This window comes from Bradyrhizobium sp. PUT101 (assembly GCF_052043945.1).
Taxonomy (GTDB): domain Bacteria; phylum Pseudomonadota; class Alphaproteobacteria; order Rhizobiales; family Xanthobacteraceae; genus Bradyrhizobium.
The window spans coordinates 2,867,347-2,891,903 of sequence record NZ_CP197207.1 but is presented as its reverse complement, the minus strand read 5'-3'; the positions used below and the strand labels follow the sequence as shown (position 1 = coordinate 2,891,903).

The 24,557-nt window shown below is 63.7% G+C and carries 24 protein-coding genes; 7 read left to right on the top strand and 17 right to left on the bottom strand.

Annotated elements, in window-relative coordinates; genetic code table 11:
• Positions 1-32: 32 nt before the first annotated feature.
• From gnd to ACSHT2_RS14280, 3 genes are all read right to left on the bottom strand, one after another.
• Positions 33-1,031, bottom strand: coding sequence for a phosphogluconate dehydrogenase (NAD(+)-dependent, decarboxylating) (gene gnd, locus ACSHT2_RS14290; protein ID WP_440642127.1), 999 nt, complete (start codon positions 1,029-1,031; stop codon positions 33-35).
• 12 nt (positions 1,032-1,043) lie between these two features.
• Entirely contained in the window at positions 1,044-3,893 is a 2,850-nt protein-coding gene (locus tag ACSHT2_RS14285) for a bifunctional transaldolase/phosoglucose isomerase (RefSeq protein ID WP_440642126.1), read from the bottom strand.
• A 213-nt stretch (positions 3,894-4,106) separates the two neighbouring features.
• The gene (locus tag ACSHT2_RS14280) at positions 4,107-4,250 is read right to left on the bottom strand and encodes a hypothetical protein (RefSeq protein WP_440642125.1); all 144 of its coding nucleotides are present in this window, start codon (positions 4,248-4,250) and stop codon (positions 4,107-4,109) included.
• On the opposite strand from ACSHT2_RS14280, the gene ACSHT2_RS14275 reads away from it, so the two are divergent.
• The 5 genes from ACSHT2_RS14275 to ACSHT2_RS14255 all read left to right on the top strand — a co-directional run bounded on the left by ACSHT2_RS14275 (position 4,249) and on the right by ACSHT2_RS14255 (position 9,730).
• Entirely contained in the window at positions 4,249-4,380 is a 132-nt protein-coding gene (locus ACSHT2_RS14275) for a hypothetical protein (RefSeq protein WP_440642124.1), read from the top strand. The genes ACSHT2_RS14280 and ACSHT2_RS14275 overlap by 2 nt on opposite strands.
• An 89-nt stretch (positions 4,381-4,469) precedes the next feature.
• Complete coding sequence (locus ACSHT2_RS14270; protein ID WP_440642123.1) at positions 4,470-4,646, top strand: hypothetical protein; 177 nt, start codon at positions 4,470-4,472, stop codon at positions 4,644-4,646.
• Between the two features lie 297 nt (positions 4,647-4,943).
• Positions 4,944-6,887, top strand: coding sequence for a PrkA family serine protein kinase (locus tag ACSHT2_RS14265; protein WP_440642122.1), 1,944 nt, complete (start codon positions 4,944-4,946; stop codon positions 6,885-6,887).
• A gap of 30 nt (positions 6,888-6,917) precedes the next feature.
• A complete protein-coding gene (locus tag ACSHT2_RS14260) occupies positions 6,918-8,195 on the top strand; it encodes a YeaH/YhbH family protein (protein WP_440642838.1) in 1,278 nt (425 codons plus the stop codon).
• Positions 8,192-9,730, top strand: coding sequence for a SpoVR family protein (locus ACSHT2_RS14255; protein WP_440642121.1), 1,539 nt, complete (start codon positions 8,192-8,194; stop codon positions 9,728-9,730). The genes ACSHT2_RS14260 and ACSHT2_RS14255 overlap by 4 nt, the downstream gene beginning before the upstream one ends.
• Before the next feature lie 431 nt (positions 9,731-10,161).
• On the opposite strand, the gene ACSHT2_RS14250 is transcribed toward ACSHT2_RS14255, so the two are convergent.
• The 6 genes from ACSHT2_RS14250 to ACSHT2_RS14225 all read right to left on the bottom strand — a co-directional run bounded on the left by ACSHT2_RS14250 (position 10,162) and on the right by ACSHT2_RS14225 (position 13,034).
• A complete protein-coding gene (locus tag ACSHT2_RS14250; RefSeq protein WP_440642120.1) occupies positions 10,162-10,605 on the bottom strand; it encodes a DUF1801 domain-containing protein in 444 nt (147 codons plus the stop codon).
• The gene (locus ACSHT2_RS14245) at positions 10,602-10,826 is read right to left on the bottom strand and encodes a hypothetical protein (protein WP_440642119.1); all 225 of its coding nucleotides are present in this window, start codon (positions 10,824-10,826) and stop codon (positions 10,602-10,604) included. The genes ACSHT2_RS14250 and ACSHT2_RS14245 overlap by 4 nt, the downstream gene beginning before the upstream one ends.
• A gap of 46 nt (positions 10,827-10,872) precedes the next feature.
• Complete coding sequence (locus tag ACSHT2_RS14240; protein WP_440642118.1) at positions 10,873-11,304, bottom strand: SRPBCC family protein; 432 nt, start codon at positions 11,302-11,304, stop codon at positions 10,873-10,875.
• Positions 11,301-11,624: an ArsR/SmtB family transcription factor gene (locus tag ACSHT2_RS14235; RefSeq protein WP_028177515.1), complete on the bottom strand. Its 324-nt coding sequence runs from the start codon at positions 11,622-11,624 to the stop codon at positions 11,301-11,303. The genes ACSHT2_RS14240 and ACSHT2_RS14235 overlap by 4 nt, the downstream gene beginning before the upstream one ends.
• A 296-nt stretch (positions 11,625-11,920) precedes the next feature.
• On the bottom strand, positions 11,921-12,370 hold the full coding sequence (locus tag ACSHT2_RS14230; RefSeq protein ID WP_440642117.1) for a DsrE family protein: 450 nt from the start codon (positions 12,368-12,370) through the stop codon (positions 11,921-11,923).
• Between the two features lie 40 nt (positions 12,371-12,410).
• Entirely contained in the window at positions 12,411-13,034 is a 624-nt protein-coding gene (locus ACSHT2_RS14225) for a hypothetical protein (protein ID WP_440642116.1), read from the bottom strand.
• Between the two features lie 321 nt (positions 13,035-13,355).
• Here ACSHT2_RS14225 and ACSHT2_RS14220 point away from each other — a divergent pair, with 321 nt between their 5' ends.
• A complete protein-coding gene (locus tag ACSHT2_RS14220; RefSeq protein ID WP_440642115.1) occupies positions 13,356-14,885 on the top strand; it encodes an SUMF1/EgtB/PvdO family nonheme iron enzyme in 1,530 nt (509 codons plus the stop codon).
• A gap of 114 nt (positions 14,886-14,999) precedes the next feature.
• Positions 15,000-15,449: a DUF4399 domain-containing protein gene (locus ACSHT2_RS14215; protein ID WP_440642837.1), complete on the top strand. Its 450-nt coding sequence runs from the start codon at positions 15,000-15,002 to the stop codon at positions 15,447-15,449.
• Here ACSHT2_RS14215 and ACSHT2_RS14210 read toward each other — a convergent pair whose 3' ends face one another.
• The 8 genes from ACSHT2_RS14210 to pqqC all read right to left on the bottom strand — a co-directional run bounded on the left by ACSHT2_RS14210 (position 15,450) and on the right by pqqC (position 24,555).
• Positions 15,450-16,505, bottom strand: a complete 1,056-nt coding sequence (locus ACSHT2_RS14210) for a 2-oxoacid:ferredoxin oxidoreductase subunit beta (protein ID WP_440642114.1) — start codon at positions 16,503-16,505, stop codon at positions 15,450-15,452.
• A 127-nt stretch (positions 16,506-16,632) separates the two neighbouring features.
• Positions 16,633-18,480, bottom strand: a complete 1,848-nt coding sequence (locus ACSHT2_RS14205) for a 2-oxoacid:acceptor oxidoreductase subunit alpha (protein ID WP_440642113.1) — start codon at positions 18,478-18,480, stop codon at positions 16,633-16,635.
• The gene (locus ACSHT2_RS14200; protein ID WP_440642112.1) at positions 18,450-20,249 is read right to left on the bottom strand and encodes an FAD-dependent oxidoreductase; all 1,800 of its coding nucleotides are present in this window, start codon (positions 20,247-20,249) and stop codon (positions 18,450-18,452) included. Before ACSHT2_RS14200 ends, ACSHT2_RS14205 begins: the two co-directional genes overlap by 31 nt.
• 373 nt (positions 20,250-20,622) lie before the next feature.
• The gene (locus tag ACSHT2_RS14195) at positions 20,623-21,297 is read right to left on the bottom strand and encodes a hypothetical protein (RefSeq protein WP_440642111.1); all 675 of its coding nucleotides are present in this window, start codon (positions 21,295-21,297) and stop codon (positions 20,623-20,625) included.
• 24 nt (positions 21,298-21,321) lie between these two features.
• Positions 21,322-22,308 (bottom strand): prolyl aminopeptidase, encoded by a 987-nt coding sequence (gene pip / locus ACSHT2_RS14190; RefSeq protein WP_440642110.1) that lies wholly within the window; start codon positions 22,306-22,308, stop codon positions 21,322-21,324.
• Positions 22,298-23,479 carry a pyrroloquinoline quinone biosynthesis protein PqqE gene (pqqE, locus tag ACSHT2_RS14185; protein ID WP_440642109.1) on the bottom strand — a complete coding sequence of 394 codons (1,182 nt, stop codon included), beginning with the start codon at positions 23,477-23,479 and terminating at the stop codon, positions 22,298-22,300. Before pqqE ends, pip begins: the two co-directional genes overlap by 11 nt.
• Positions 23,476-23,787 carry a pyrroloquinoline quinone biosynthesis peptide chaperone PqqD gene (gene pqqD, locus ACSHT2_RS14180; protein WP_440642108.1) on the bottom strand — a complete coding sequence of 104 codons (312 nt, stop codon included), beginning with the start codon at positions 23,785-23,787 and terminating at the stop codon, positions 23,476-23,478. The genes pqqE and pqqD overlap by 4 nt, the downstream gene beginning before the upstream one ends.
• A 12-nt stretch (positions 23,788-23,799) precedes the next feature.
• The gene (gene pqqC / locus ACSHT2_RS14175) at positions 23,800-24,555 is read right to left on the bottom strand and encodes a pyrroloquinoline-quinone synthase PqqC (RefSeq protein WP_370123948.1); all 756 of its coding nucleotides are present in this window, start codon (positions 24,553-24,555) and stop codon (positions 23,800-23,802) included.
• Between the last annotated feature and the right edge of the window lie 2 nt (positions 24,556-24,557).

The following is a 24,557-nucleotide window of genomic DNA, read 5'->3' as shown; positions in this document are numbered from 1 at the left end:
GTCGGCCTTCGCTTGTTACGTCTTGCTTGATCCTATTTGGGCTTCGCCGCGCCCGGTTGCTTCGGCTCCTTGTGGCCGCCGAACCCTGCACGCATCGCAGAGAGAATTTTTTCGGCGAAGGTGTGTTCCTTGCGGGAACGGAAACGTGTGTAGAGCGCCGCGGTCAAAACTTCGGCCGGCACCGCCTCGTCGATCGCGGCATTCACGGTCCAGCGACCTTCACCGGAATCTTCGACGAAGCCGGAGTACTCCGACAGCTGCGGGCTGTCGGCGAGTGCCGTCGAGGTGAGGTCGAGCAGCCAGGACGGAATCACGCTGCCGCGCCGCCACACTTCGGCGATGTCGGCGAGATCGAAATCGTAGCGGTGATCTGCCGGCAACGCCTCGATATTGGCATTCTTGAGAATGTCGAAACCTTCGGCATAGGCCTGCATCAGGCCGTATTCGATGCCGTTGTGGATCATCTTGACGAAGTGGCCGGCGCCCACCGGGCCGGCATGGATGTAACCCTGCTCGATGCGGGGATCGCGGTCCTCGCGTCCTTCCGTGCGCGGAATGTCGCCGGCGCCGGGCGCGAGCGCGGCGAAGATCGGATCGAGCCGGTCGACCACCTGTTTCTCGCCGCCGATCATCATGCAATAACCGCGATCGAGGCCCCAGACGCCGCCGGAGGTGCCGACGTCGACATAGTGGATGCCGCGCTCCTTCAGAGCCTTGCCGCGCCGGACGTCGTCCTGCCAGAAGGTGTTGCCGCCGTCGATGATGACATCGCCCGCCTGCATCACGCCCGCGATCGTCTCGATCGTCGTCTCGGTGATGCGTCCCGCAGGCAGCATCACCCAGGCCGCGCGCGGCCGCTCCAGCTTGGCGACGAACTCTTCCAGCGTCGCCGAACCTGTCGCACCGTCGGCGGCGAGGCCGGCGACGGCCTTGGCGTCCTTGTCGTAGACCACGGTCGAATGTCCGTGGCGCATCAGGCGGCGAACGATGTTGCCGCCCATCCGGCCGAGGCCGATCATGCCGAGTTGCATCGAGAGATTCCCTTAGTTCAGCGCGTCGTTGAGCGCCGCATTGAGCGCCGCGAGGCCCTTCTTGAGCCCGCCCTTCAGGTGCACGCGCAGTGCACGCCGGCCGCGCTCGGTGAGCACGTCGAAATCGCCGCGCGCCTGCGCCGTCTTGATGACACCAAAGCTGGCCTTCTGACCCGGCACCGGCAGATCCCTGGCATCGTCCGCCGTGATCTGGAGGAACACGCCGCTGTCGGGGCCACCCTTGTAGGCCTGCCCGGTGGAGTGCAGGAAGCGCGGTCCGAACTCGGCGCAGGTCGCGACCTGCCGCTTCTCGCGCACTTCGAGCCGCATGGCCTGGAGCGCGTCGATCGTCGCCTTGTCACGCGCGATGTAGCCGAGCAGGGCGACATAGTCGCCATGGTGCGAGCGCGAGAGATGCGCCTTTAGCCAGGAAGTGAGGTCGCCGTTGGCGCCCGCTGCGCGCAGTGCGGTCGCGTTGGCCTCGTCGGTGTAGAGGTCTGCCTCATCCGTGCTGACCACCGGCTGTTCTTCCGGCAACGCGCCGGTCTTCTCGAACGCGGCAGTGAGCTCCCGGGTCTTGATCTTGGCCGCTTCCACGTCCGGCTGGTCGAACGGGTTGATGCCGAGGATCGCACCTGCAACCGCCGTCGCCATCTCGAAGCGGAAGAACTCCTGGCCGAGATGCTCGATCGACTTCATGACGATGCGCACCACGGGATGACCGGCCGCCTCGATCGCGGCAAGCTTGGAGTCATGGGCGGCGTCCGCTTCGCCGTCGACACGGATGTCGATGAAGAACCGGTCGTTGCCATAGACGCCGGGATCGCCGAGCGGCTCACCCTCGATCGGGATCAGGCCCTTGCCCTCCTTGCCGGTGGACTCCGCGATGAGCTGCTCGGCCCAGGCGCCGAAATCGGCGATCTTCTTCGAGGCCAGGATCGTCACCTTGTCGCGGCCCTCGAGGCCTGCGAGGCCCATGGCGAGGCCGAGCTGCACGCCCGGGTTCTCAGCTGGCGGGACGTCCGGGCCGCAGGAGCGGGCCATCGCAAGCGCATGCTTGATGAAGGTCTTGACGTCGACGCCCGCGGTCGCCGCCGGCACCAGGCCGAAGGGCGATAGCACCGAATAGCGGCCGCCGATCGAGGGCTCGCCGTGGAAGATGCGCGCATAGCTCAGCTTCGTCGCCGCTTTCTCCAGCGACGAGCCGGGATCGGTCACCGCGATGAAGCGATGACCGGTTTTCACCTTCGGCCCGACCGCCTTGGCAACCCGGTCATGGAAATAGTCCTTCATCGCGTTCGGCTCGGTGGTGCCGCCGGACTTGCTGGAGACGATGAACACGGTGTTGGCGATGTCGATCCTCGCCTCCATCGCCCGCACCTGCGTCGGATCGGTGGAATCCAGCACATGCAGCTTCGGGAAACCGGGCTTCTTCCCAAAGGTTTCGGCCAGCACCTCGGGCCCGAGGCTCGATCCACCCATGCCGAGCACGACGGCATCGGAAAATTTCTGACCCTTCACGCGGCCCGCATAATCCTCGTAATCGGCAATGTCGGCCTTGGCCGCGCTGTCGAGCCAGCCGAGCCATTTGTCCTCGTCCGCACCGGTCCAGACCGACTTGTCACGCTGCCATAGTCTGCGGATCTTGGCCGAGGCGCGCCAGTTCTCGGTGCTCTCAGCCACGGCCTTGCCGAGCCCGTCGCCGAGCGAGAGAAGCTGGCGGTCGAGTGCGGGCCCGAGCACGACCGCGCGCTTGTGGGCGACGGCGCCGTAGAGCTTGTCGGCGGCGTCGGCAAACAGCTTGACGCCGTCCTTGACCAGTTCCTCGGTGATCGCCTCGAGCGAGATGCCGGAGCGCTCCAGCTCCTCCAGCACGCGCGTTGCGTCGTCGATATTCTCTTCCAGGCTGTCGCGCGGCTTGCCATGGTCGCGGAACGCATCAAGCGTCGCCGGCGGCACCGTGTTGATGGTGTTGGGGCCGATCAGCTCCTCGACATAGAGGACGTCGCTGTAGTCCTTGTTCTTGGTGCCGGTCGAGGCCCACAGCATGCGCTGCGGCTTGGCGCCCTTGGCGGCGAGCTTCTCCCAGCGCGGCCCCGAGAACAGGTGCTTGTAGTCCTGATAGGCGAGCTTGGCATTGGCGATCGCGACCTTGCCCTTGAGCGCGGCGAGCCGTTCCTTCTCGGATGGATCGTTGGCGCGCGCGATCTTCTCGTCGAGCTGCTTGTCGACCATCGAGTCGATGCGGCTGACGAAGAAGCTTGCCACGCTCGCGACATGCGAGGGGTCACCGCCGCCCGCGACGTATTTTTCGAGACCGGCGATGTAGGCTTCGGCCACCTCGAGGTACACCGCCTTGGAGAACAGCAGCGTGATGTTGATGCTGATGCCTTCGCCGATCAGCTGCTCGATCGCCGGGAGGCCCTCCGGCGTTGCCGGCACCTTCACCATCAGGTTCTTGCGACCGACGTCCTTCCAGAGCCGCCGCGCCTCGGCGACCGTGCCGGCGGTGTCCATCGCGAGATAGGGCGAGACCTCCAGACTGACATAGCCGTCGCCGCCCTTGAGGCGGTCATAGACCGGGCGGAGCACATCGGCGGCGTTCTGGATGTCTTCGACCGCGACCGCCTCGAACAGGTCGGCCACGCTCCGGTCGCCGCGCTTCAACGCCTTGCCGATCGGGGCATCGTATTCGTCGGAGCTGCCGATCGCCTTCTCGAAGATCGACGGATTGGAGGTGACGCCCTTGACGCCGTCGGTGTCGATCAGCCGCTTCAGGTCGCCCTTGGCGATGAAGCCACGGGCCAGGAAGTCCAGCCAGACCGCTTGTCCGTGCTTTTCCAGTTCTTTGACGGGATTCATGATGCCTATTTATCTCCAAGCCTGCGGACGAGGGGTTTCCGCGCCGGTCCTGACGCGCTATCCTGTAGCTTACATGCTCCCGGGAGGGAACCAATCAAGGGTATGGGCGTCATACTCTCCGGTGTAACTCCGTCGCGATCATGGCGATCCAGGCGGGTGGTTGTGATGTTGTGTGGCCGCGAATGGCCATGCTGGGGAAAGGCATGCACGCCGTCATGAAGATTTGACGCCGTCGCCGACAGCCAGCAATGGGTTGCGCCTGCGGTAAGCGTCGACGCATCGTGCGATCTCGAAATGCGCGATCCCGAAATCAGTCGATGCGCGACGCTGCTGCGGGTCCGCGGCGCGGTTTGCCATGACCTTGCTCAGTGCAAGCCTTGCCTGCGATTGGCGGGAGGGGCTCGGCGACTACGAGACGACGATCGGCTATGCCGGCGTCGCGCTGTGCGGCTTGGTGACCGGAGTCGATTGCGGAGATTTCGGCTGAAGAATGCTGCGGCCACAAGACGTTCGTGCCGACGCCGGCGTTGCGGCGGCAGCTGTACGCCATCCGCGCTTTGGCCGGCTGTGCGCAGGATGACCGACATCGTCATCCGGTCGGAGGGCCTGGCGACCGATTTCGACACACTGCTGCGCGCTTGCCGCGACTGTCTCGCTGCCAGCAACCCGCGCACTGCATTGCAGCAGGAAGATGAACGCGGTCTCCAAGGCTCGCCGCTCGCCGTACAAGGGTTCGCCGTACAAGTGTCATAAGATCGCCGCTCCGGGATCGCTATGCTGCATTGCCGGATGAACCGACCCCCGGGAATGCCCGGATGTTGCGACCGAGTGACATTTTCTGGAAATGAGCCAATATAGACAAAGATTCGCACAAATTACAGGCATGTGCCTGTTCGTAACTCATGGAGTGCCTACGTTGTGCGTTGCGTCGAGTTGGCACCCGGGTGTCCAATGATCGTCATGTGCTCACGCTGATTCGAAACGGCCTGAGGAACGGTCCGGTAACTGCTTTCGTTTCAGCTTGTAGCGGAACTCACGCGGAGAGGGATCATGTACAACGATTCTCTATTCAACGCTTTCGCTCGGTCGTTCGAGGCGAGAAGCCAGCACGACTTGTCGATGGCGGAATATCTGGAATCGTGTCGAAGCGATCCTATGAAATACGCGAACGCGGCCGAACGACTGCTAGCGGCGATCGGTGAGCCCCAGACGATTGACACGGCCAAGGACCCACGCCTTGGCCGTATTTTTTTGAACCGCACGATCCGCACCTATCCGGCCTTCGCCGGCTTCTACGGCATGGAAGAAACCATCGAGCGCATCGTCGGTTTCTTCCGTCATGCGGCGCAAGGCTTGGAAGAGCGCAAGCAGATCCTTTATCTGCTCGGCCCGGTCGGCGGCGGCAAGTCGTCGCTCGCCGAGCGGCTGAAGTCGCTGATGGAAGTGCATCCGATCTACGTGCTCAAGGCCGGCGACGAACTCTCGCCCGTGTTCGAAAGCCCGCTCAGCCTGTTCGATCCCGATCAGCTCGGCCCGATGCTGGAAGAGAAGTACGGCATTCCGCGCCGTCGTCTCACCGGCCTGATGAGCCCGTGGTGCTACAAGCGGCTCGAGGCCTTCGGCGGCGACATCTCGCAATTCCGCGTCGCCAAGATTCAGCCGTCGCGGCTGCGCCAGATCGCGATCGCCAAGACCGAACCCGGTGACGAGAACAACCAGGACATCTCCTCGCTGGTCGGCAAGGTCGACATCCGCAAGCTCGAGACCTACGCCCAGAACGATCCCGACGCCTACAGCTATTCCGGCGGCCTCAACCGCGCCAACCAGGGCGTGCTCGAGTTCGTCGAGATGTTCAAGGCGCCGATCAAGATGCTCCACCCGCTGCTGACGGCGACGCAGGAAGGCAACTACATCGGCACCGAGAACATCGGCGCGATCCCGTTCACGGGCGTGATCCTCGCGCACTCCAACGAGGCCGAGTGGGCGAGCTTCAAGTCCAACAAGAACAACGAAGCCTTCATCGACCGCATCTGCGTGATCAAGGTGCCCTATTGCCTGAGGGTCACCGAAGAGCAGAAGATCTACGAGAAGCTGATCCAGGGCTCCGAGCTCGCGGCGGCGCCCTGCGCGCCCTCGACGCTGGAGACACTGGCGCGGTTTTCGGTGATGTCGCGCCTGCGCAAGCACGAGAATTCCACGGTGTACGCCAAGATGCGGGTCTACGACGGCGAGAGCCTGAAGGAATCCGATCCGAAGGCGCGCAGCGTCCAGGAATATCGCGACGCCGCCGGCGTCGACGAGGGCATGGACGGCGTCTCGACCCGCTTTGCCTTCAAGATCCTGGCCGCGACCTTCAACCACGATCCGCAGGAGGTCGCCGCCGACGCCGTGCATCTGATGTACGCGCTGGAGCAGTCGATCAAGCGGGAACAGCTTCCTGAGGAAGTCGAGAAGCGCTACCTCGAATTCATCAAGGCCGATCTCGCACCGCGCTATGCCGAGTTCATCGGTAACGAGATCCAGAAGGCCTATCTCGAATCCTACTCGGATTATGGCCAGAACCTGTTCGATCGCTACGTCGACTATGCCGACGCCTGGATCGAGGACCAGGACTTCAAGGATCCCGACACCGGCCAGCTGCTCGATCGCGAGCTTTTGAACCAGGAGCTGACGAAAATCGAGAAGCCGGCGGGTATCGCCAACCCCAAGGACTTCCGCAACGAGGTGGTCAAATTCTCGTTACGGTCGCGGGCCCAGAACGGCGGCAAGAATCCGGCCTGGACCTCCTACGAGAAGATTCGCGATGTGATCGAAAAGCGGATATTCTCCCAGGTCGAGGACCTGCTTCCGGTCATCTCCTTCGGGTCGAAGAAGGACGGCGAGACGGAGAAGAAGCACGGCGAGTTCGTCGCACGCATGGTGGAGCGCGGCTACACCGAGCGTCAGGTTCGCCGGCTCGTCGAATGGTACATGCGCGTGAAGCAGGCCGGTTGAGGCGCGTGGGAGGCGAATGGAAAAGTGCCCATCCACATTATTGACAGGCGCCTGAATCCAGGCGGCAAGAGTCTTGAGAACCGCCAGCGGTTCTTGCGTCGGGCCAAATCCCTGGTGCAGGGCGCCGTCAAGAAGACCTCGCAGGAACGCGACATCAAGGACGTCCTGGAGGGTGGTGAAGTCACGATTCCGCTCGACGGCATGCACGAGCCGCGCTTCCGCCGTGAAGGCGGAACGCGGGACATGGTCCTGCCCGGCAACAAGAAGTTCGTCGAAGGCGACTATCTGCAGCGCTCCGGCCAGGGCAGCGCCAAGGATTCCGGCCCCGGCGAAGGCGACAGCGAGGACGCCTTCCGCTTCGTGCTGAGCCGCGACGAGTTCGTCGATCTGTTCCTCGACGATCTCGAGCTTCCGGATCTGGCCAAGCGCAAGATCGCGCAGACCGAGAGCGAGGGCATCCAGCGCGCCGGCTACACCATGTCCGGCTCGCCCGCCAACATCTCGGTGAGCCGGACGGTGAAGCTCGCGCTCGCCCGCCGCATCGCGCTCAAGCGTCCCCGCAAGGACGAGATCGAAGAGCTGGAAGCCGCCATCGCCGCATGCACGGACGAGGACGAGCGCACGGTGCTGGTCGCTGAGCTCGAAAGGCTGAAGGCGAAGTCCAAGCGCATTCCCTTCATCGATCCGCTCGACATCCGCTACCGACGATTCGAGACGGTGCCGAAGCCCGTCGCGCAGGCCGTGATGTTCTGCCTGATGGACGTCTCCGGCTCGATGTCCGAGCACATGAAGGATCTGGCCAAGCGCTTCTACATGCTGCTCTACGTGTTCCTGAAGCGCCGCTACAAGCACGTCGAGATCGTCTTCATTCGCCACACCGACCGCGCCGAGGAGGTGGACGAGCAAACCTTCTTCTACGGGCCGGCCTCGGGCGGCACGCTGGTCTCCAGCGCGCTCCAGGCGATGCACGAGATCGTGCGCGCGCGCTTCAACCCGTCGGACTGGAACATCTACGCCGCGCAAGCCTCGGACGGCGACAATTCCTATTCCGACGGCGAACTCACAGGGCTCCTGCTGACCGACAAGATCCTGCCGGTCTGCCAGTTCTTTGCCTATCTCGAGGTCGGGGAATCAGGCGGCAGCGCCTTCGATCTCTCCGACTCCTCGCTGTGGACGCTCTATGAGCGCCTGCGCAACAGCGGCGCACCGCTCTCGATGCGCAAGGTCTCGGAGCGCAGCGAGATCTTTCCGGTGTTCCACGACTTGTTCCAGCGCCGCGAAACTGCCCAGGAGAAGACCGCTCCATGACGGAACGATTGTTCGAAGGCGCCGATTGGGATTTCCACACCTTGCAGCGCATCACCGATGCCTGCGAGGAGGTGGCGTTGAAGGATCTCGGGCTCGACGTCTATCCGAACCAGATCGAGGTCATCACTGCCGAGCAGATGCTGGACGCCTATTCCTCGGTCGGCATGCCCTTGTTCTACAAGCACTGGTCGTTCGGCAAGCACTTTGCCTTCCATGAGGCGTCCTATCGCAAGGGCCTGATGGGGCTCGCCTATGAGATCGTGATCAACTCCTCGCCCTGCATCTCCTATCTGATGGAGGAGAACACGGCGACGATGCAGACGCTGGTGATCGCGCACGCTGCCTTCGGCCACAACCATTTCTTCAAGAACAATTATCTGTTCAAGCAGTGGACCGATGCCGACGGCATCCTGGATTATCTCGACTTCGCCAAGAACTACGTCATGCAGTGCGAGGACCGCTACGGCCGCATCGAGGTCGAGCGCACGCTCGATGCCGCGCACGCGCTGATGTCGCACGGCATCGACCGCTATCCCGGCAAGAAGAAGCTCGACCTGCGCGCCGAGGAGAAGCGGGCAGGGCGCCGCCGCCAGCACGAGGAGGAGGTCTTCAACGATCTCTGGCGCACCGTGCCGGCCGGCAAGAGCAAGACCCGTGCGGCTCTCAGCGTCGAGCGGCGCCGCAAGCTGCTCGGCCTGCCGCAGGAGAATTTGCTCTATTTCCTGGAGAAGAGCGCGCCGCGGCTGGCGCCCTGGCAGCGCGAGTTGCTCCGCATCGTCCGCCACATCGCGCAGTATTTCTATCCGCAGAGCCAGACCAAGGTGATGAACGAGGGGACGGCCACCTACGTTCACTACCGCATCATGACCCAGCTGCATCAGCAGGGCCGCATCACCGACGGCAACTTCCTCGAATTCCTGGGATCGCACACCAACGTCGTGTTCCAGCCCGAATTCGACGATCCGCGGTTCTCGGGCTTCAACCCCTATGCGCTCGGCTTCGCCGTGATGCAGGACATCGAGCGCATCGTCACCAGGCCGGAGGACGAGGACCGCGAATGGTTCCCCGACATCGCCGGCAAGAACGACGTCATGGGCGTGCTGCGCGACGTCTGGGCCAATTACCGCGACGAGAGCTTCATCGGCCAGTTCCTGAGTCCCAAATTGATGCGGCACTTCCGCATGTTCCACCTGCACGACGATCCCGAGGAGCGCGCCGGCATCCGGGTCGATGCCATCCACGACGAGCGCGGCTTCCGCCGCGTGCGGCGCGAGTTGGCGCGGCAGCACGATGTCGGCTATATCGACGCCAATATCGAGGTGGTCGACGTCGATCTCGCCGGCGACCGCCGGTTGATCCTGCATCACCACGTCATCAAGGGCTCGCAGCTCAACGAGACCGATGCCAAGCGGGTGCTCCAGCATCTCGCCGATCTCTGGACCTACGACGTTGCGCTGATCGAGGTCGATGCCAACGACAAGGTCCTGCGCGAATATGTCGTGAGCCCGCGGCCGATCCCGGCCGCGGTGGCCTGAAGGCGTTGGTTAGGCGTGACGCCTGATTGGCTGAAACTCAGCTAAAGCATGATCCGGAAAAGTGCGCAGCGGTTTTCCGAAAAGATCATGCTTAAACAACAACCTAAAGCGCGATGCGATGACGCTTCATCCTCATCGCATCGCGCTTTAGCGCGCCGGCGAAGGTGCGCTCCCTCCCCCGCAAGCGGGGGAGGGTTGGGGAGAGGGTGTCTCCGCGGTGGGATTCCCCCAGAGGAGAGAGCCCTCACCCGGCGCTATGCGCCGACCTCTCCCGCAAGCGGGAGAGGTGGAGTCCGCGGCGGCTCAGGAGATTACGTGGACACATCGTGCCTAAAGCGCGATGAGATTTGGATGAATCGTCATCGCGCTTTAGGTCTTTGTTTGAGCATGATCTTCTCGGAAAATCGCTTCACACTTTTCCGGATCATGCTCTAGGCAGGTCGCTTCGCCGTCTTCTTCTTCGCCTTGGACGTATTCAACTCCACCGCCGCCCGGATCAGCGCCTTCAACGCCTTCTCGTTGATGGTCTCGCCTTCGCGAATATCGATCGCGCGGCGCAAATTGCCGTCGAGGCTGGAGTTGAAAAGGCCCGCCGGATCCTCCAGCGCCGCGCCCCTGGCAAAGGTCATCTTCACCACGGCCTTGTAGGTCTCGCCGGTGCAGATGATGCCGTCGTGCTCCCACACGGGAACGCCGCGCCATTTCCACTCTTCGAGCACATCGGGATCGGCCTCCCTGATCAAGCCGCGGATGCGTCCCAGCATCTCGCCGCGCCAGTCGCCGAGCTCCCTGATCCGGCCGTCGATCAGCTTGGAGGGGGAAGCTCCATCCGTGTCCTTCGTGGCGCCATTCTTCGCCGTCGCAGCCTTCTTCATGATCTGGCCTCGCTGCGCACGCCGCTGCGTCGGCCGACATAGGGCAGCGCGAACAGATAGAGCCCGGTCGCAAGCAGCGGGATCAGCGGGACGAGCGCCAGGAAGCCGATCCACACGGCCTGGAGCTGCATGATCATCGCCACGATGTTGGCGATGACCGCGAGGGTGAAGGCCATCGACAGCCAGCGATGAATTTGCCGAATCCACATATGCGTGCTCATTGGGTCCTCTTTGGAGATTGATCGGAAGAGACAACCGGCGGAGGCTTTAGCCTGCCCGCGCCAGCACCTCGTCCAGCTTGGCCAGAAACTGCTTCCAGCCCGCATGCGCGCCGCCAAAAGCCTGCTTCTGCTTCGGGCTGAAGCCCGCCTGCTCGACGCGTAGATGCGTACCGGCGTTCGTCGGCGTGAGCGTGAAGGTCACCACGCTCTTGAGGTCGAACGCGGCGTCCTCATGCGAGAAATTCCAGGTGTAGGCGAGCGTCTTCTGCGGCTCGATGGTGAGCACCTCGCAGTCCAGCACGCCGCCCCATTCGCCGCGCAGGTTGAAACGGTGGCCGACGGTCGGCTTGAAGTCGTTCTTCATCAGCCATTCCTCGATCAGATGCGGCTGCGTCAGCGCGCGCCAGATCCGTTCAGCCGGATAGGCAAATTCGCGCTCGATGATGACGGAACGCTTCTCGGTCGTGGTTTCGGTCATTGGTCCATCCTCTTCAGGAGATCGTCGAGCGCGTCGAGCCGATTCTGCCAGAACCCGGCCATCTGTCCGGTCCAGTCGATCAGCGGATTGAGCGCACCGGGCCGCGCGCTGTAATGGGTCTGGCGTCCTTCGTGTCGGTCGCGCACGAGGCCAGCCTGCTTCAGGGCGCCGAGATGTTTCGACACCGCCGGCTGGGACACGCCGGATCGCGCCGTCAGCGCCCCGACGGTCTGCTCCCCCTCGCGGCACAGCCGCTCGAAGATCGCCCGACGGGTCGGGTCGGCGAGCGTCCTGAACAGCAGGTCGTGGGTGGCGGACATGCGAGATCCATAACCAGGAAGTTATGGATAAATTCATAACCGTGGAGTTATGGGTAAGTCAAGTGAGATTGGCCGCGCTGGTAGCTTTGAAGCGAAAGGCATCCGCGGGCTCCTCTTACCTCTCCCGCTTGCTCGCGGGAGAGGTCGGCGCGCCCGGGCGATGCGCAGCATCGTCCCGTGCGCCGGGTGAGGGCTCTTTCCTCTAGGGGATTGTCCCATCGCCGAGACACCCTCTCCCCAACCCTCCCCCGCAGGCGGGGGAGGGAGTGCACCTCTCTCGTGGCAAGTGCAGTGCCTTACGGCCGCAGATACAAATACCCCTGCGATTGCAGTTCGGCCAACCGAACCACGCCGCCCTTCTCGGCGCTGACGAAGCCCGGCAGGAGCTCCTTCAGCGTCACGTTCTGCGCCTTCATCGTGTTGCCGCAGGCGGCGAGCTCGATGCCGTCCTTGGAGAAATCGCCGACGCGCTTGCTGACATCGGGATTGGCCTGCGCCGAGTGAAACGCCTTGAGCGCCGGTCCGTGGATCACCAGCGCAAGGGTCACATGCTCGGGACCACCGACGCCATCGATGTGGTTCTGGATGTTGCCGAGCACGAAATTGACCTTCTCGGCCTCGCTGAGGTGATAGACGACCTTCAGCTTGTTGGGCGCGCCGGCTTCCGTCGCGGCTTTCGCGCTGGAGGCACCCAGCGCCGCACCCAGGGCCGAGACGGCGCTCCACAAGATGTTCCGGCGGTTCATGGCGATCTCCTTCGGCTGGACTGCGCTCGCGCGACAGATATCACTTGTGGCGCAGTGCGGCGAGTTCCTTGCGGTCGGTCACGAGCGACGCGCACTCGCTGTTGTCGGTGCGGTCGAGACGGAAGATCTTGTCATCGGCGCCGGCGACCAGCGATTGCTCGGCTTCGTCGTCCGGCTTGTTGTTCTGCCAGACCCTGATCCGCTCGAGGCGGATGATCGCGGACTTGTCGTCCCTGGACAGCGCCACTTCGATCCCGCCGCCTTCGCAGTCCACGCCGCAGCCCATGCGGACCTCGTCCCCCTGACTGAGAAGCACCGCGTGGCTGCCGCACGAGCCGCTGGAGTCGAAATCGCCGGAGCGATGGCGATAGCGAAAACCCAGACGGAAGGAATTGTGCAGCTGCTTGTCCTCCTTGTCGATTTCCGCCGAGATCAGCAGCTTCATGGAAGCTACCTTCTGCTTGGGATGCCGTGCCAGATGCTCGGCATCGTAGCGACGGACGAAGCAGGCATAGGACTTGGTGCCGGGCATCTCCGCATAGAGCCGCGCGTTGAAGGCGTCGGCTTCGGCCTTTGTGGTCTCCCGGACGTTGTCGGCCTCATCCGCGTGGGCGACGCCGGTCAGGGCAGCGAAAGCTATGGCAGCAATGAGGGAGAGCTTCATGACGGCCTCGGGCGGGTGACGACTTTGCCGCAGCACAACAGAACTGCTGTCCGTTAGACGCCCGGCAGATGCACTGCGTTCAACGTTCGCACGTCGCGTGTGAGCAGCGTGCAGGGCACACGGGCCAGTAGCCCTTCGTCGGGCCTTAGTCATTGCTGCGATCAAGAAGGTTCAATGGGTGCAGCGCCCTGGTTCTTTGGAACCCGACGCCGGCGATCGCTGCGACATTGTCTCGGTTCGTCAATGTGATAGCCTTCACAGACGGCCGCCTCTGGCAGTCGTAAGCTGGGACTGCCTCGCAAGTTTCTGGAGTCCCCCCGCATGGGCGAAATTCGCAACTTCAGATCCGGAAATCAGGATGAGCCGCCGCCCCACAGCGGAGTGCCTCGTCGTCTCGCCGCGATCATCGTCGGTGACATCGCCTCCTACAGTCGGTTGATGCAGGCCGACGAGGAAGGCACGCATGTTCGCGTCAAGCGGATCGAGCGGGATCTCATCCAGCCCAGCATCATCGAACACCACGGAAGCCTGGTGAAGACGACCGGCGACGGCTTCATCGCCATCTTCGACAGTCCAGTGGAGGCTGTCCGATGCAGCATCGTCATCCAGCAAAATCTCATCGGTCGCAACGCCTCGCTTCCCAAGCATTCCCGGCTCGAATATCGAATCGGCGTCAATCTCGGCGATGTCATCGTCGAGCCGGACGACATCTATGGCGACGGCGTCAACATCGCCACGCGCATCGAGGGCATCGCGGAACCGGGGCAGGTCTACATCTCCGGCGCGATCTACGAACAGATCAAGCACAAGGTCGTGTGCGGCTATGAGTCGCTCGGAGACCGCAAGGTCAAGAACATCACCGATCCCGTGCGCGTCTATCGCGTGCTCCCGGATGCAGATGCCGTCGGCAAGACGAGAAGCCGGCGCGAGAACACGCTGATCTTTCTGCTGGGCATCACGCTGCTCGTCATTGCCGCCGGCGCACTCTGGTATATGCTGGCACAGCCTCAGGGCAGGGTGGGCGAGCAGGTCGCAACGCCCGCCGCTTCTCCGGCGCCATCCCCGGTCCCGCAAGCGCCGCCGCGCGAAGCGGCGACGCAGGCGCCGCAACCATCTCCCTCATTGGCTTCGGCGCCTTCATCGCCCGCACCTGCGCCAAGCGCGTCCTCGACGCCGGTACGCGAGCCCGAAATGATCGCCATTCGCGGCGGCAGTTTCGCGATGGGAAGCAATGATGATCCGACCGAGCGTCCCGTCCACCAGGTCACGGTCAAGCCGTTCTCGATCGGGAAATATCCGGTGACGGTGCGGGAGTGGAACGAATGCGCGGCTGCGAACGCGTGTGGTTTCACCGCGACCGGCAAGGACGATGCGCCGGTCAGCAACGTGAGCTGGACTGACGCGCAGCAATATGCCGCCTTTCTGTCGCAGGCGACGAAAAAGCAGTACCGGCTCCCAAGCGAGGCCGAATGGGAATACGCGGCCCGCGGCGGAACGCAAACCAAGTATTGGTGGGGCGACAAGCTCCAGCCGGGCATGGCCGGATGCAAGGATTGCGGCGACCTCGCCGCCGAGCAACCGGCGAAGGTCGGCAGCTTCAAGCCCAATCCATTCGGACTCCACGACATGGGCGGCGGCATCGACCAGTGGGTCGAGGACTGCTGGCACAAGAGCTATCAGGGTGCGCCGGTCGACGGTTCGGCATGGACGAGCGATGACTGCTCATCGCACGTCCTGCGCTCGGGCTCCTGGAAGAACGATTCGAGATATGTGCGGCCGTCCAACCGCGATGGCTACGATACCAATGTCCGCTACCCGACGCATGGATTCCGTGTCGCGCTCAGTCCCTAAAGCATGATCCGGAAACGTGTGCAGCGGTTTTCCGAAAAAGATCATGCTCAAACGATAACGGAAAGCGCGATGACGATTCTGATCGCATCGCGCTTTGGAGCTGGAGTAGGTTTGATGAAGATCGTTTGCTGCGCCGCGCTGGCGGCGGCGCTCGCATTGCTGCCGGGCGCTGCCTACTCTCAGGGCAAGACCGCACCCAAAGACGCAAAGCTCTATTTCATCACCCCACAGGACGGGCAGAAGGTCCGTGGTGGGTTTTGGGTCCGGTTCGGCCTGCGCAACATGGGCGTGACGCATGCTGGCGATGACTACCAGAACGCCGGTCATCATCATTTGCTGGTCGACGTCAAGGATCCCATCGATCCCAAGGAGCCGATCCCGCAGGACAAGTCCCACCTGCATTTCGGTGCAGGGCAGACCGAGACTTTTCTCGAGCTTCCGCCCGGCGCGCACACGCTGCAATTGGTGCTCGGCGATGCGAAGCACTATCCGTTCGAACCGCCTGTCGTGTCCGACAAGATCACCGTGCGAGTCAGGCAGCCCGGTCCGGTACGGCGCAGATGATCACCGCAGGCTGGCGTTGATCTTGTCCAGCACCGCCGAGCCCGGGCACAGCGTGTCCGCCTCCAGCGTGTTGAGCGGCGTCTCGACCGTGTTGAGATGCTCGTGCAGGTCTTCGGCGTCGGGGTCGACATAGAGCAGGCCGGTGACGATCTGGCCCTTGGCGGCGTGCTTCTGCAGGAAGGTCATCGCCCCCAGACGGTCGTGCGGATCGTAGTCGGCATCGATCTTGCGCAGCGCAATCTTGCTGCCGTCGTGCTGCTCGACCACCTGTACCGTGCCCGGCGCGTAATCGACGGCGATCGGATCGCGGCCGACCAGCACGTCGAGCCGGTTCACCGCGTCATTGTGCTCGCGGACATAGTCGAAACTCTTGGTCGAGCCGGCGTGGTTGTTGAAGGCGATGCAGGGGCTGATGACGTCGATGAAGGACGCGCCCTTGTGGCGGATCGCGGCCGCGATCAGCGGCACCAGCTGGGTCTTGTCGCCGGAGAACGAGCGCGCGACGAAGGTGGCGCCGAGTTGCAGGGCGATCGCGACGAGGTCGATCGCATTGTCGGTGTTGGTGACGCCCTTCTTGCTCTTCGAGCCGCGGTCGGCGGTCGCCGAGAACTGGCCCTTGGTCAGGCCGTAGACGCCGTTGTTCTCGACGATATAGGTCATGTTGACGCCGCGCCGGATCGAGTGCGCGAACTGGCCGAAGCCGATCGAGGCGGAATCGCCGTCGCCGGAGACGCCGAGATAGATCAGGTCGCGGTTGGCGAGGTTGGCGCCGGTCAGCACTGACGGCATGCGGCCGTGCACCGAGTTGAAGCCGTGCGAATTGCCGAGGAAATAGTCCGGCGTCTTCGACGAGCACCCGATGCCGGAGATCTTTGCCACCCGGTGCGGCTCGATCGAGAGCTCGTAGCAGGCCTCGATGATCGAGGCGGTGATCGAATCGTGGCCGCAGCCGGCGCACAGCGTCGAGATCTTGCCCTCGTAGTCGCGGTGGGTGTAGCCGAGCTCGTTCTTCTTCAGGCCCGGATGATGGAATTTCGGTTTTGCAATGTAGGTCATGCGAGCACCTGAAGCTTCCGCGGCGTCATGGCCGGGCTTGACCGGGCCATCCACGTCTTGGCTGCAACGAAGAAAGGCGTGGATGCCCGGGTCAAGCCCGGGCATGACGGAGAGAGTAAGATGTAGATCATGACACGGCCTTGCGGAGCGGGGTCACCTTGAGGTGATCCTGGTGGTCGCCAATGGCTTTTGCGATGAAGCGGGCGGTAATCGGTGTGCCGTCGTAATGCACGATCGGCACGAGCCGCACCGGGTCGATACCGTTCTCGTTGACGATGAGCTGGCGCAGCTGGCTGTCGCGGTTCTGCTCGACCACGTAGACGAAGTCGTGCTCGGCGAGAAAGCTCGCCACGCTCGAGTGGAACGGGAAGGCGCGGATCCGCAGGCGGTCCAACTGATGCCCGCGCGCCTCGAGCAACCCGATCGCCTCGTCCATCGCCGGCGAGGTCGAGCCGAAATAGATCACGCCATATTTGGTCGGCCGTTCCGCGTTGGCCTGCAGCGGCCGCGGCACCAGGTCCTGCGCGCTCTCGAACTTGCGCACCAGGCGCTGCATGTTGTCGGCATAGACCGAGCCTTCCTCGGAGTAACGCGCATAGCGGTCGCGCGAGGTGCCGCGGGTGAAATAGGAGCCCTTGGTCGGATGCGTGCCGGGATAGGTGCGGTAGGGAATGCCGTCACCATCGACGTCGAGATAGCGGCCGAAGTCGCGACCCTCTTCAAGCATCTCCGCGGTCATGATCTTGCCGCGGTCGTACTGCCGGGCGTCGTCCCATTTCAGCGGACGGGAGAGCCGGTGGTTCATGCCGATGTCGAGATCGAGCATCAGGAAGATGGTGGTCTGGAGTCGCTCGGCGAGATCGAAGGCGGCGGCCGCGAACTCGAACGCCTCGGCGGGATCCTCCGGAAACAGCAGCACATGCTTGGTGTCGCCATGCGAGGCATAGGCGCAGGCGATGATGTCGCATTGCTGGGTGCGGGTCGGCATGCCCGTGGAGGGGCCGGCACGCTGAATGTTCATGATCACGGCCGGGATCTCGGCGAAATAGGAGAGACCGATGAACTCCGTCATCAGGGAGATGCCGGGGCCGGATGTCGCGGTGAAGGCGCGGGCGCCGTTCCAGGAGGCGCCAATGACGATGCCGATGGAAGCCAGCTCGTCCTCGCCCTGCACGATCGCGTATTTCGCCTTGCCGGTCTCCGGATCGTGCCGGTACTTCTTGCAATGGGCGGTGAAAGCCTCCGCCACGGACGAGGACGGCGTGATCGGATACCACGCGCACACCGTGGCGCCGCCATAGACTGCGCCGAGCGCGGCGGCGCTGTTGCCTTCGATGAAGATGCGGTCGCCGACCTTGTCGGACTTCTTCACCCTGAGCCCGATCGGGCATTTCAGGTTCTGCAGCGCCCAGTCGCGGCCGAGATGCAGTGCGTGGACGTTGGAGGAGAGCAGCTTCTCCTTGCCCTTGTACTGCTCGCCGATCAGCTGCTCGATCAGCTTCGGATCCATGTCGAGCAGCGCGGATAGCGCGCCCAGATAGATGATGTTCTTGAACAGCTGGCGCTGGCGCGGGTCGGTATAGGTCGAGTTGGTGATGGCGGTGAGCGGCACGCCGATCACGGTGATGTCGTCGCGGAATTTGGTCGACGGCATCGGCTTGGTGGAATCGTAGAACAAATAGCCGCCGGGCTCGATGCCGGCGACGTCCTTGTCCCAGGTCTGCGGGTTCATCGCCACCATCATGTCGACGCCGCCGCGGGCGCCGAGATGGCCGTCTTCCGTCACCCGCACCTCGTACCAGGTCGGCAGGCCCTGGATGTTGGAGGGGAAGATGTTGCGCGGGGACACCGGAACGCCATGGCGCAGGATCGCCCGCGCGAACATCTCGTTGGCGCTGGCCGAGCCCGAGCCGTTGACGTTGGCGAAGCGGACGACGAAGTCGTTTACGCTGCTGATCGGCTTTTTGTCGGACATGTCGAACCTGCGTGGGTCATATCGATGAGATATTTCTGCATGTCCCAGGCGCCGGTGGGACAACGCTCGGCGCACAGCCCGCAATGCAGGCAGACGTCCTCGTCCTTGACCATCACGCGTCCGGTCTTGAGGTCGCTGGACACGTAGAGGTCCTGGTCCGGATGCAGTGAAGGCGCCTTCAGGCGCTGGCGCAGGTCGCTTTCCTCGCCGTTGCCCGTAAAGGTGATGCAATCCATCGGGCAGATGTCGACGCAGGCATCGCACTCGATGCAGAGCGAGGTCGAGAACACGGTCTGCACATCGCAGTTCAGGCAGCGATGCGCCTCGCCGAGCGCCAGCTTGACGTCATAGCCGAGCTCGACCTCGGCACGGATGTCCTTGAGCGCGACCACCTTGTCGCGATGCGGCACCTTGTAGCGCTTGTCGACCGAGATGTCGTTGTCATAGCTCCATTCGTGGATGCCCATCTTCTGCGAGGAGACATGCACCTCCGGCAGCGGTCGTTCGTCGATCGCCTCGCCTGAGAGCATCTTGTGGATCGACAGCGCGGCGTCATGGCCGTGCGCGACCGCCCAGATGATGTTCTTCGGTCCGAACGCGGCGTCGCCGCCGAAAAACACTTTCGGGTTGGTCGAGACGAAGGTCTTCGGATCGACCTTGGGCATGTGCCATTTGTCGAATTCGATGCCGCAATCCTGCTCGATCCAGGGGAAGGCGTTCTCCTGGCCGACTGCAACCAGCACGTCGTCGCATGCGAACGTCTGGTCCGGCTCGCCCGAGGGTACGAGGTTGCGGCGGCCCTTGGCATCGTATTCGGCCTTCACCTTCTGGAAGGTGACGCCGGTGAGCTTGCCATTGTCATGGATGAAGGCGACGGGGACGAGGAAGTTGAGGATCGGAATATCCTCGTGGATCGCATCCTCCTTCTCCCAGGGCGAGGCCTTCATCTCCTCGAAGCCGGAGCGCACGACCACCTTGACGTCTTCGCCGCCGAGCCGGCGCGCGGTGCGGCAGCAATCCATCGCGGTGTTGCCGCCGCCGAGCACGATCACGCGCTTGCCAATCTTGTCGATGTGGCCGAACGAGACCGAGGCCAGCCATTCGATGCCGATGTGGACGTTGGCCGCTGCTTCCTTCCGGCCGGGAATGTCGAGCTCGCGGCCGCGCGGTGCGCCGGAGCCGACGAAGATGGCGTCGTACTTCTCCGCGAGCAGCGCCTTCATGCTGTCGATGCGGTGACCGCCCATGAAGTCGACGCCGAGACCCAGGATGTAGCCGGTCTCCTCGTCGATCACCGAATTGGGCAGGCGGAATTTCGGGATCTGCGTGCGCATCATGCCGCCGGCTTCCGGATCGGCATCGAACACCGTGCAGTGATAGCCGAGCGGCGCGAGATCGCGCGCAACCGTCAGCGACGCGGGGCCGCCGCCGACCAGCGCAACACGCTTGCCGTTCTTCGGGCTGGGTCGCGGCAGGCGCTGCCTGATGTCGTCCTTGAAGTCCGCGGCGACCCGCTTGAGGCGGCAGATCGCCACCGGAGTCTCCTCGACGCGTCCGCGACGGCACGCGGGCTCGCAGGGACGGTCGCAGGTGCGTCCCAGAATTCCGGGAAACACGTTCGATTTCCAATTGATCATATAGGCGTCGCTGTAGCGGCCCTGTGCGATCAATCGGATGTATTCGGGAACCGGGGTGTGCGCAGGACAGGCCCATTGGCAATCGACCACTTTGTGAAAGTAGTCGGGGGCCGCAATATCGGTCGGTTTCATTCCTACCCTGTCCGCGCAGGCTCAAAGACCCCGCGGCCTTTTCTTGAGCTTGGCGGACGCTAACGCGTCTCGATCCGGTTTCTGAATGACGTCATTGGGTTAGCTTATTAGAACCGTTCCGAAGTACAACGGCAAAGTTGCGCGATCATCGGCTTTCATGGGAGCCACGCGCGCATGGCATTAACGGCGGCATGCTATGCAGCGTGCGCTGCAGCATCACCTTCCGTCATTCCGGGGCGCGCCGATAGGCGTGAGCCCGGAATCCATCGGACCGCGGAGCCAGCGGACAAATGGATTCCGGGCTCGTCGCTGCGCGCCGCCCCGGAATGACGGAGGAGAGGCGCACGCCTGCCTCCACATCGTCATTGTGAGATCAGTTCTGCGCGATATCGCTCTTCGCGAGGTCCCACATCAGGCAGTAGGTGCCGACGGACACGGGAGGTGGCAGCGGCGCCGCCGCAGGACCGGTGAAGCGCTCGGCGATGACGGCGGAGACCGCGCCGACATGCGTGCCGTCGATCAGTACGAACCAGTCGCGCGCGCCCTCGTTGCGCGCCGGTATTTCCGCCGTTGCGCCCGACAGTTCGGGCTCGCTTTCGAGCAGGTGCATCGAGACGATGCCGTCGCGCCTGTCCGGCGCCAGCCTTTCTTGCAGTGCATCACGCCACGCTCCGGCATTGTCGGGCGTCGGCCGCAGCCGTACCACGCCGAGCGCAGCCCCGCGTCCGGTGCCATTGCTGATGGTGATACGCGCGACGACGCGGAGCATGTCCTTGAAACGCGCCATGGTCTGCCGCGACCAGTCGGTTGGGTTCGCGAGCCGCGCCTTGTAGGCGGGGCTGTCGAGCACGTCGAGCGCCGCGGTCGAATACAGGCAGAGATATTTGGGATTGGCGGCATGCGCGACATAGCGCCGCGCTTCGAAGAATCCCTCGATCGCGACGCGCTCTTCCAGATGCTCGCGATCATACCAGCGGTTGAAATCGGCCTCATCGGCTGCGTCGATATTCATCGACGTCAGCAGCATGCCTTTCGCGGCGAGCGGCATTTTCTTGTTGTCCTGCTATGCGCGCTAGCGCGCGGCCTTCGACGCGAGGTCCGCAATCGACTTCATGACGGCATCCCTCACGCCGCCATCATAGAGCGAATGGCCGGCCTCTTCCACGATCCGAATCTCGGAACCCGGCCAGACTTTCGCGAGCGCCTGCGATGTCCCGGGAGGACACAACAGGTCATAGCGGCCCTGCACGATGATGCCGGGAATGCCGGCGAGCCGATGCGCGTTTCGCAACAGCTGATCTTCGCTCATGAAGCTGTCGTTGACGAAATAATGCGCCTCCATGAAAGGCGTCGCCGGCAGTGTGCGCCAGACGTTCAGCGCGGCGAGGTCCAGCCGGGTCCGTGCCGGCTTGTGCTCGGACAAGGTTCGTTCAGCGTCGTGCCAGGCTCGCACCGCGGGACCGTGCACGGCAGGATCGGCATCGAGGATACGGCGCCAATAGGCGCCCACCGGTTGCTCGCGCTCCTCGGGCGTCAGCACGCTGAGGAAATCCTCGTAGAGCGCGGGATGGAACTGCGACAGGCGCGAGGTGAAGGCCGTCTCGACCTCTGCCCGCGTGCCGAGGAAGGTTGCGCGCAGGGCAATGCCGGAGACGCGCTCCGGATGCGCCTCGGCGTAGGCGAGCGCCAGCGTCGCGCCCCAGGACCCGCCGACCACCATCCAGCGTGTGATGCCGAACTTTTCGCGGATCTTCTCCATGTCCGCGACCAGATGCGCCGTCGTGTTGTGCTCGCGCGATCCCTTTGGCCTGCTGCGGCCGCAGCCGCGCTGGTCGAACAAAACGGCGCAGAAACGATCAGGGTCGAACAGCCGGCGATGGTCGGGCTGGCAGCCGCTGCCGGGCCCGCCATGCAGATAGACCGCAGGGATTCCGTCGGCGCGGCCGACACTCTCGACATAGAGCTCATGGCCGTCGCCGACATCGAGCATGTCGGAGGTCAGCGGCGCAAAGGGATCGACGCGCCTGACCGAGCCGGCCGCGTCCGCGTCAGGCATCATTCTCGGATTCCAGAGTGCCGCCGGCGAAATTGCGATAGAGGAAACGGTTGGTCTCGCCCTCGGCCTCGCGCTCGGCCTGCTTGAAGATGGTCTCGTGCAGCGGCGACAGCGCGCAGGCCGGATCGGTATTGGCCGCATCGCCCGTCAGCGCGAAGGCCTGGCAGCGGCAGCCGCCGAAATCGATCTCGCGGAATTCGCAACTCTTGCACGGCTCCTTCATCCAGCCGGTGCCGCGATAGCGGTTGAAGGCCTCCGAGTTCTGCCAGATCCAGGCGATCGAATGGTTGGAGCGCACCGATTCGAAGTCGAGCCCGGTGATGCTCTCGGCGGCGTGGCACGGCAGCACCTTGCCGGCGGGCGAGATGTTGAAGAACTGCCGGCCCCAGCCGCCCATGCATTTCTTCGGCCGCAGCGCGTAATAGTCCGGCACGACGTAGTCGATCGTCAGCCGGCCCTTCAGCCGTTCGCGCGCCTCCTCGACGATGCGGGTGCATTCATCGAGCTGCGTCACGGTCGGCATCAGCGCGGCGCGGTTCTTCAGCGCCCAGCCGTAATATTGCACGTTGGCGACCTCGAGCCGGTCGGCGTCGAGGTCGAGCGCCATCTGGATGATGTCGGGGAGCTGATGCAGGTTCTGCCGATGCATCACCGCGTTCACGGTGAGCGGCAGATCGAGCTCGCGCGTCCATTTTGCGACCTCGAGCTTCTTGCGATGTCCGCCCCTGTAGCCGGCGACGCGATCGGCGAGGCCTTCCTCGATGCCCTGGAAGCTGATCTGCACATGGCAGAGCCCGGCATCTGCGAGATCGCCGAGCTTCTCGCGCGTCAGCAGCACCGCCGAGGTGATCAGATTGGTGTAGAGGCCGGCGTCGCTGGCATGCTTGACCAGCTCGACCAGGTCCTTGCGCGCGGTCGGCTCGCCGCCGGAGAAATGCACCTGGAGCACGCCGATCTCGGCGAGCTCGCTCAGCACCCTCTTCCATTCCTCGGTGGTCAGCTCCTTGGCCGAGCGGTCGAGCTCGACCGGGTTGGAGCAATAGGGGCATTGCAGCGGGCAGCGATGGGTGATTTCGAGCAGCACCGCCAGCGGGATGCCGAAGGTCTCCGCCGTCGAGCGCTGCTTCTCCAGCACCGCGAGGCTGTCGCTGGGTGGGATGGTCACGTCGCTCATGACGTCTTCTCCCTGATCTCGGTGAGAAAGCCCTTGTCGGCGAGATCCTGCAGCATGACGATGACGTCGGCGAGGATCGCCTCGCGCGGCGCGGCGTATTTCGCGACCAGCTGATCGGCGACGTCGCCGACATTGCGTTCGCCGTTGCAGAGCTGCAAGACCTCGACCGCGATCTCGTCGGGCGCCAGCACCCGTTCCGGTGCCAGGATCACCCAGACTTTTCGCGTCTCGTCATATTTCAGCTTGGCATGCCGCGGCAGCACGGGGCGGCTCGCCTCGCTCACGCTGATGTTCCGCGGCCCGGCCATTGCTCTTGTCCCTCAGCTCGCCTTGGGCACGAACGCGCCCGGCGGAATGTGGCCCTCGACATAGGCGTGCTGGAGTGCGTCCAGCTGCACCCACAGCACGTTGGTCTTGAAGATCAGCGCATTGCAGACGGAGGCGCGCTCCTCCGGCGTCCTCGCATGCGTCTTGACATAGTCGAGCGCGAAATTGGCATCGCGCGGCGCCTGGGTCAGGCGGCGCTTGAAGTAGCTCATGATGTCGGGATTGACGAAATCGTAATGCTGCAACATGCCGGCGATGCGCTCTTCATGGATGCTCGGCGCGAACAGCTCGGTGAGCGAGGAGGCGATCGCCTCCAGCGGACTCTTCTCGCGGCAGTAATGCACATAGGCCTCCACCGCGAAGCGCGTCGCCGGCAGGATGCCCTCGGTGGATTCCACGTAAGCCGTGTCGAGCCCTAGCCCTTCGGTCAGCTTCAGCCAGCGCTCGATGCCGCCTTCGCTGCCGACATCGCCGTCATGGTCCTCGATACGATGGCGCCATTCCAGGCGCGTGGCGCGGTCGCGGAAGCGCGAGATCACCACCGCGTCCTTGATCGGGATCGTGCTCTGGTAATAGTAGCGGTTGAGCGCCCAGGCCTGCACCTGGCCCTTGTTCAGCTTGCCGCCATGCAGCAGCTTATGGAACGGATGCAGGCTGTGATAGCGCGTCGCCCCGATATGTCGCAGCGTCGCCTCGAGCTCATCGGCGCTGGTGAGCCTGATGTCCTTGCCGATCGAGAGCGCGGTCATTC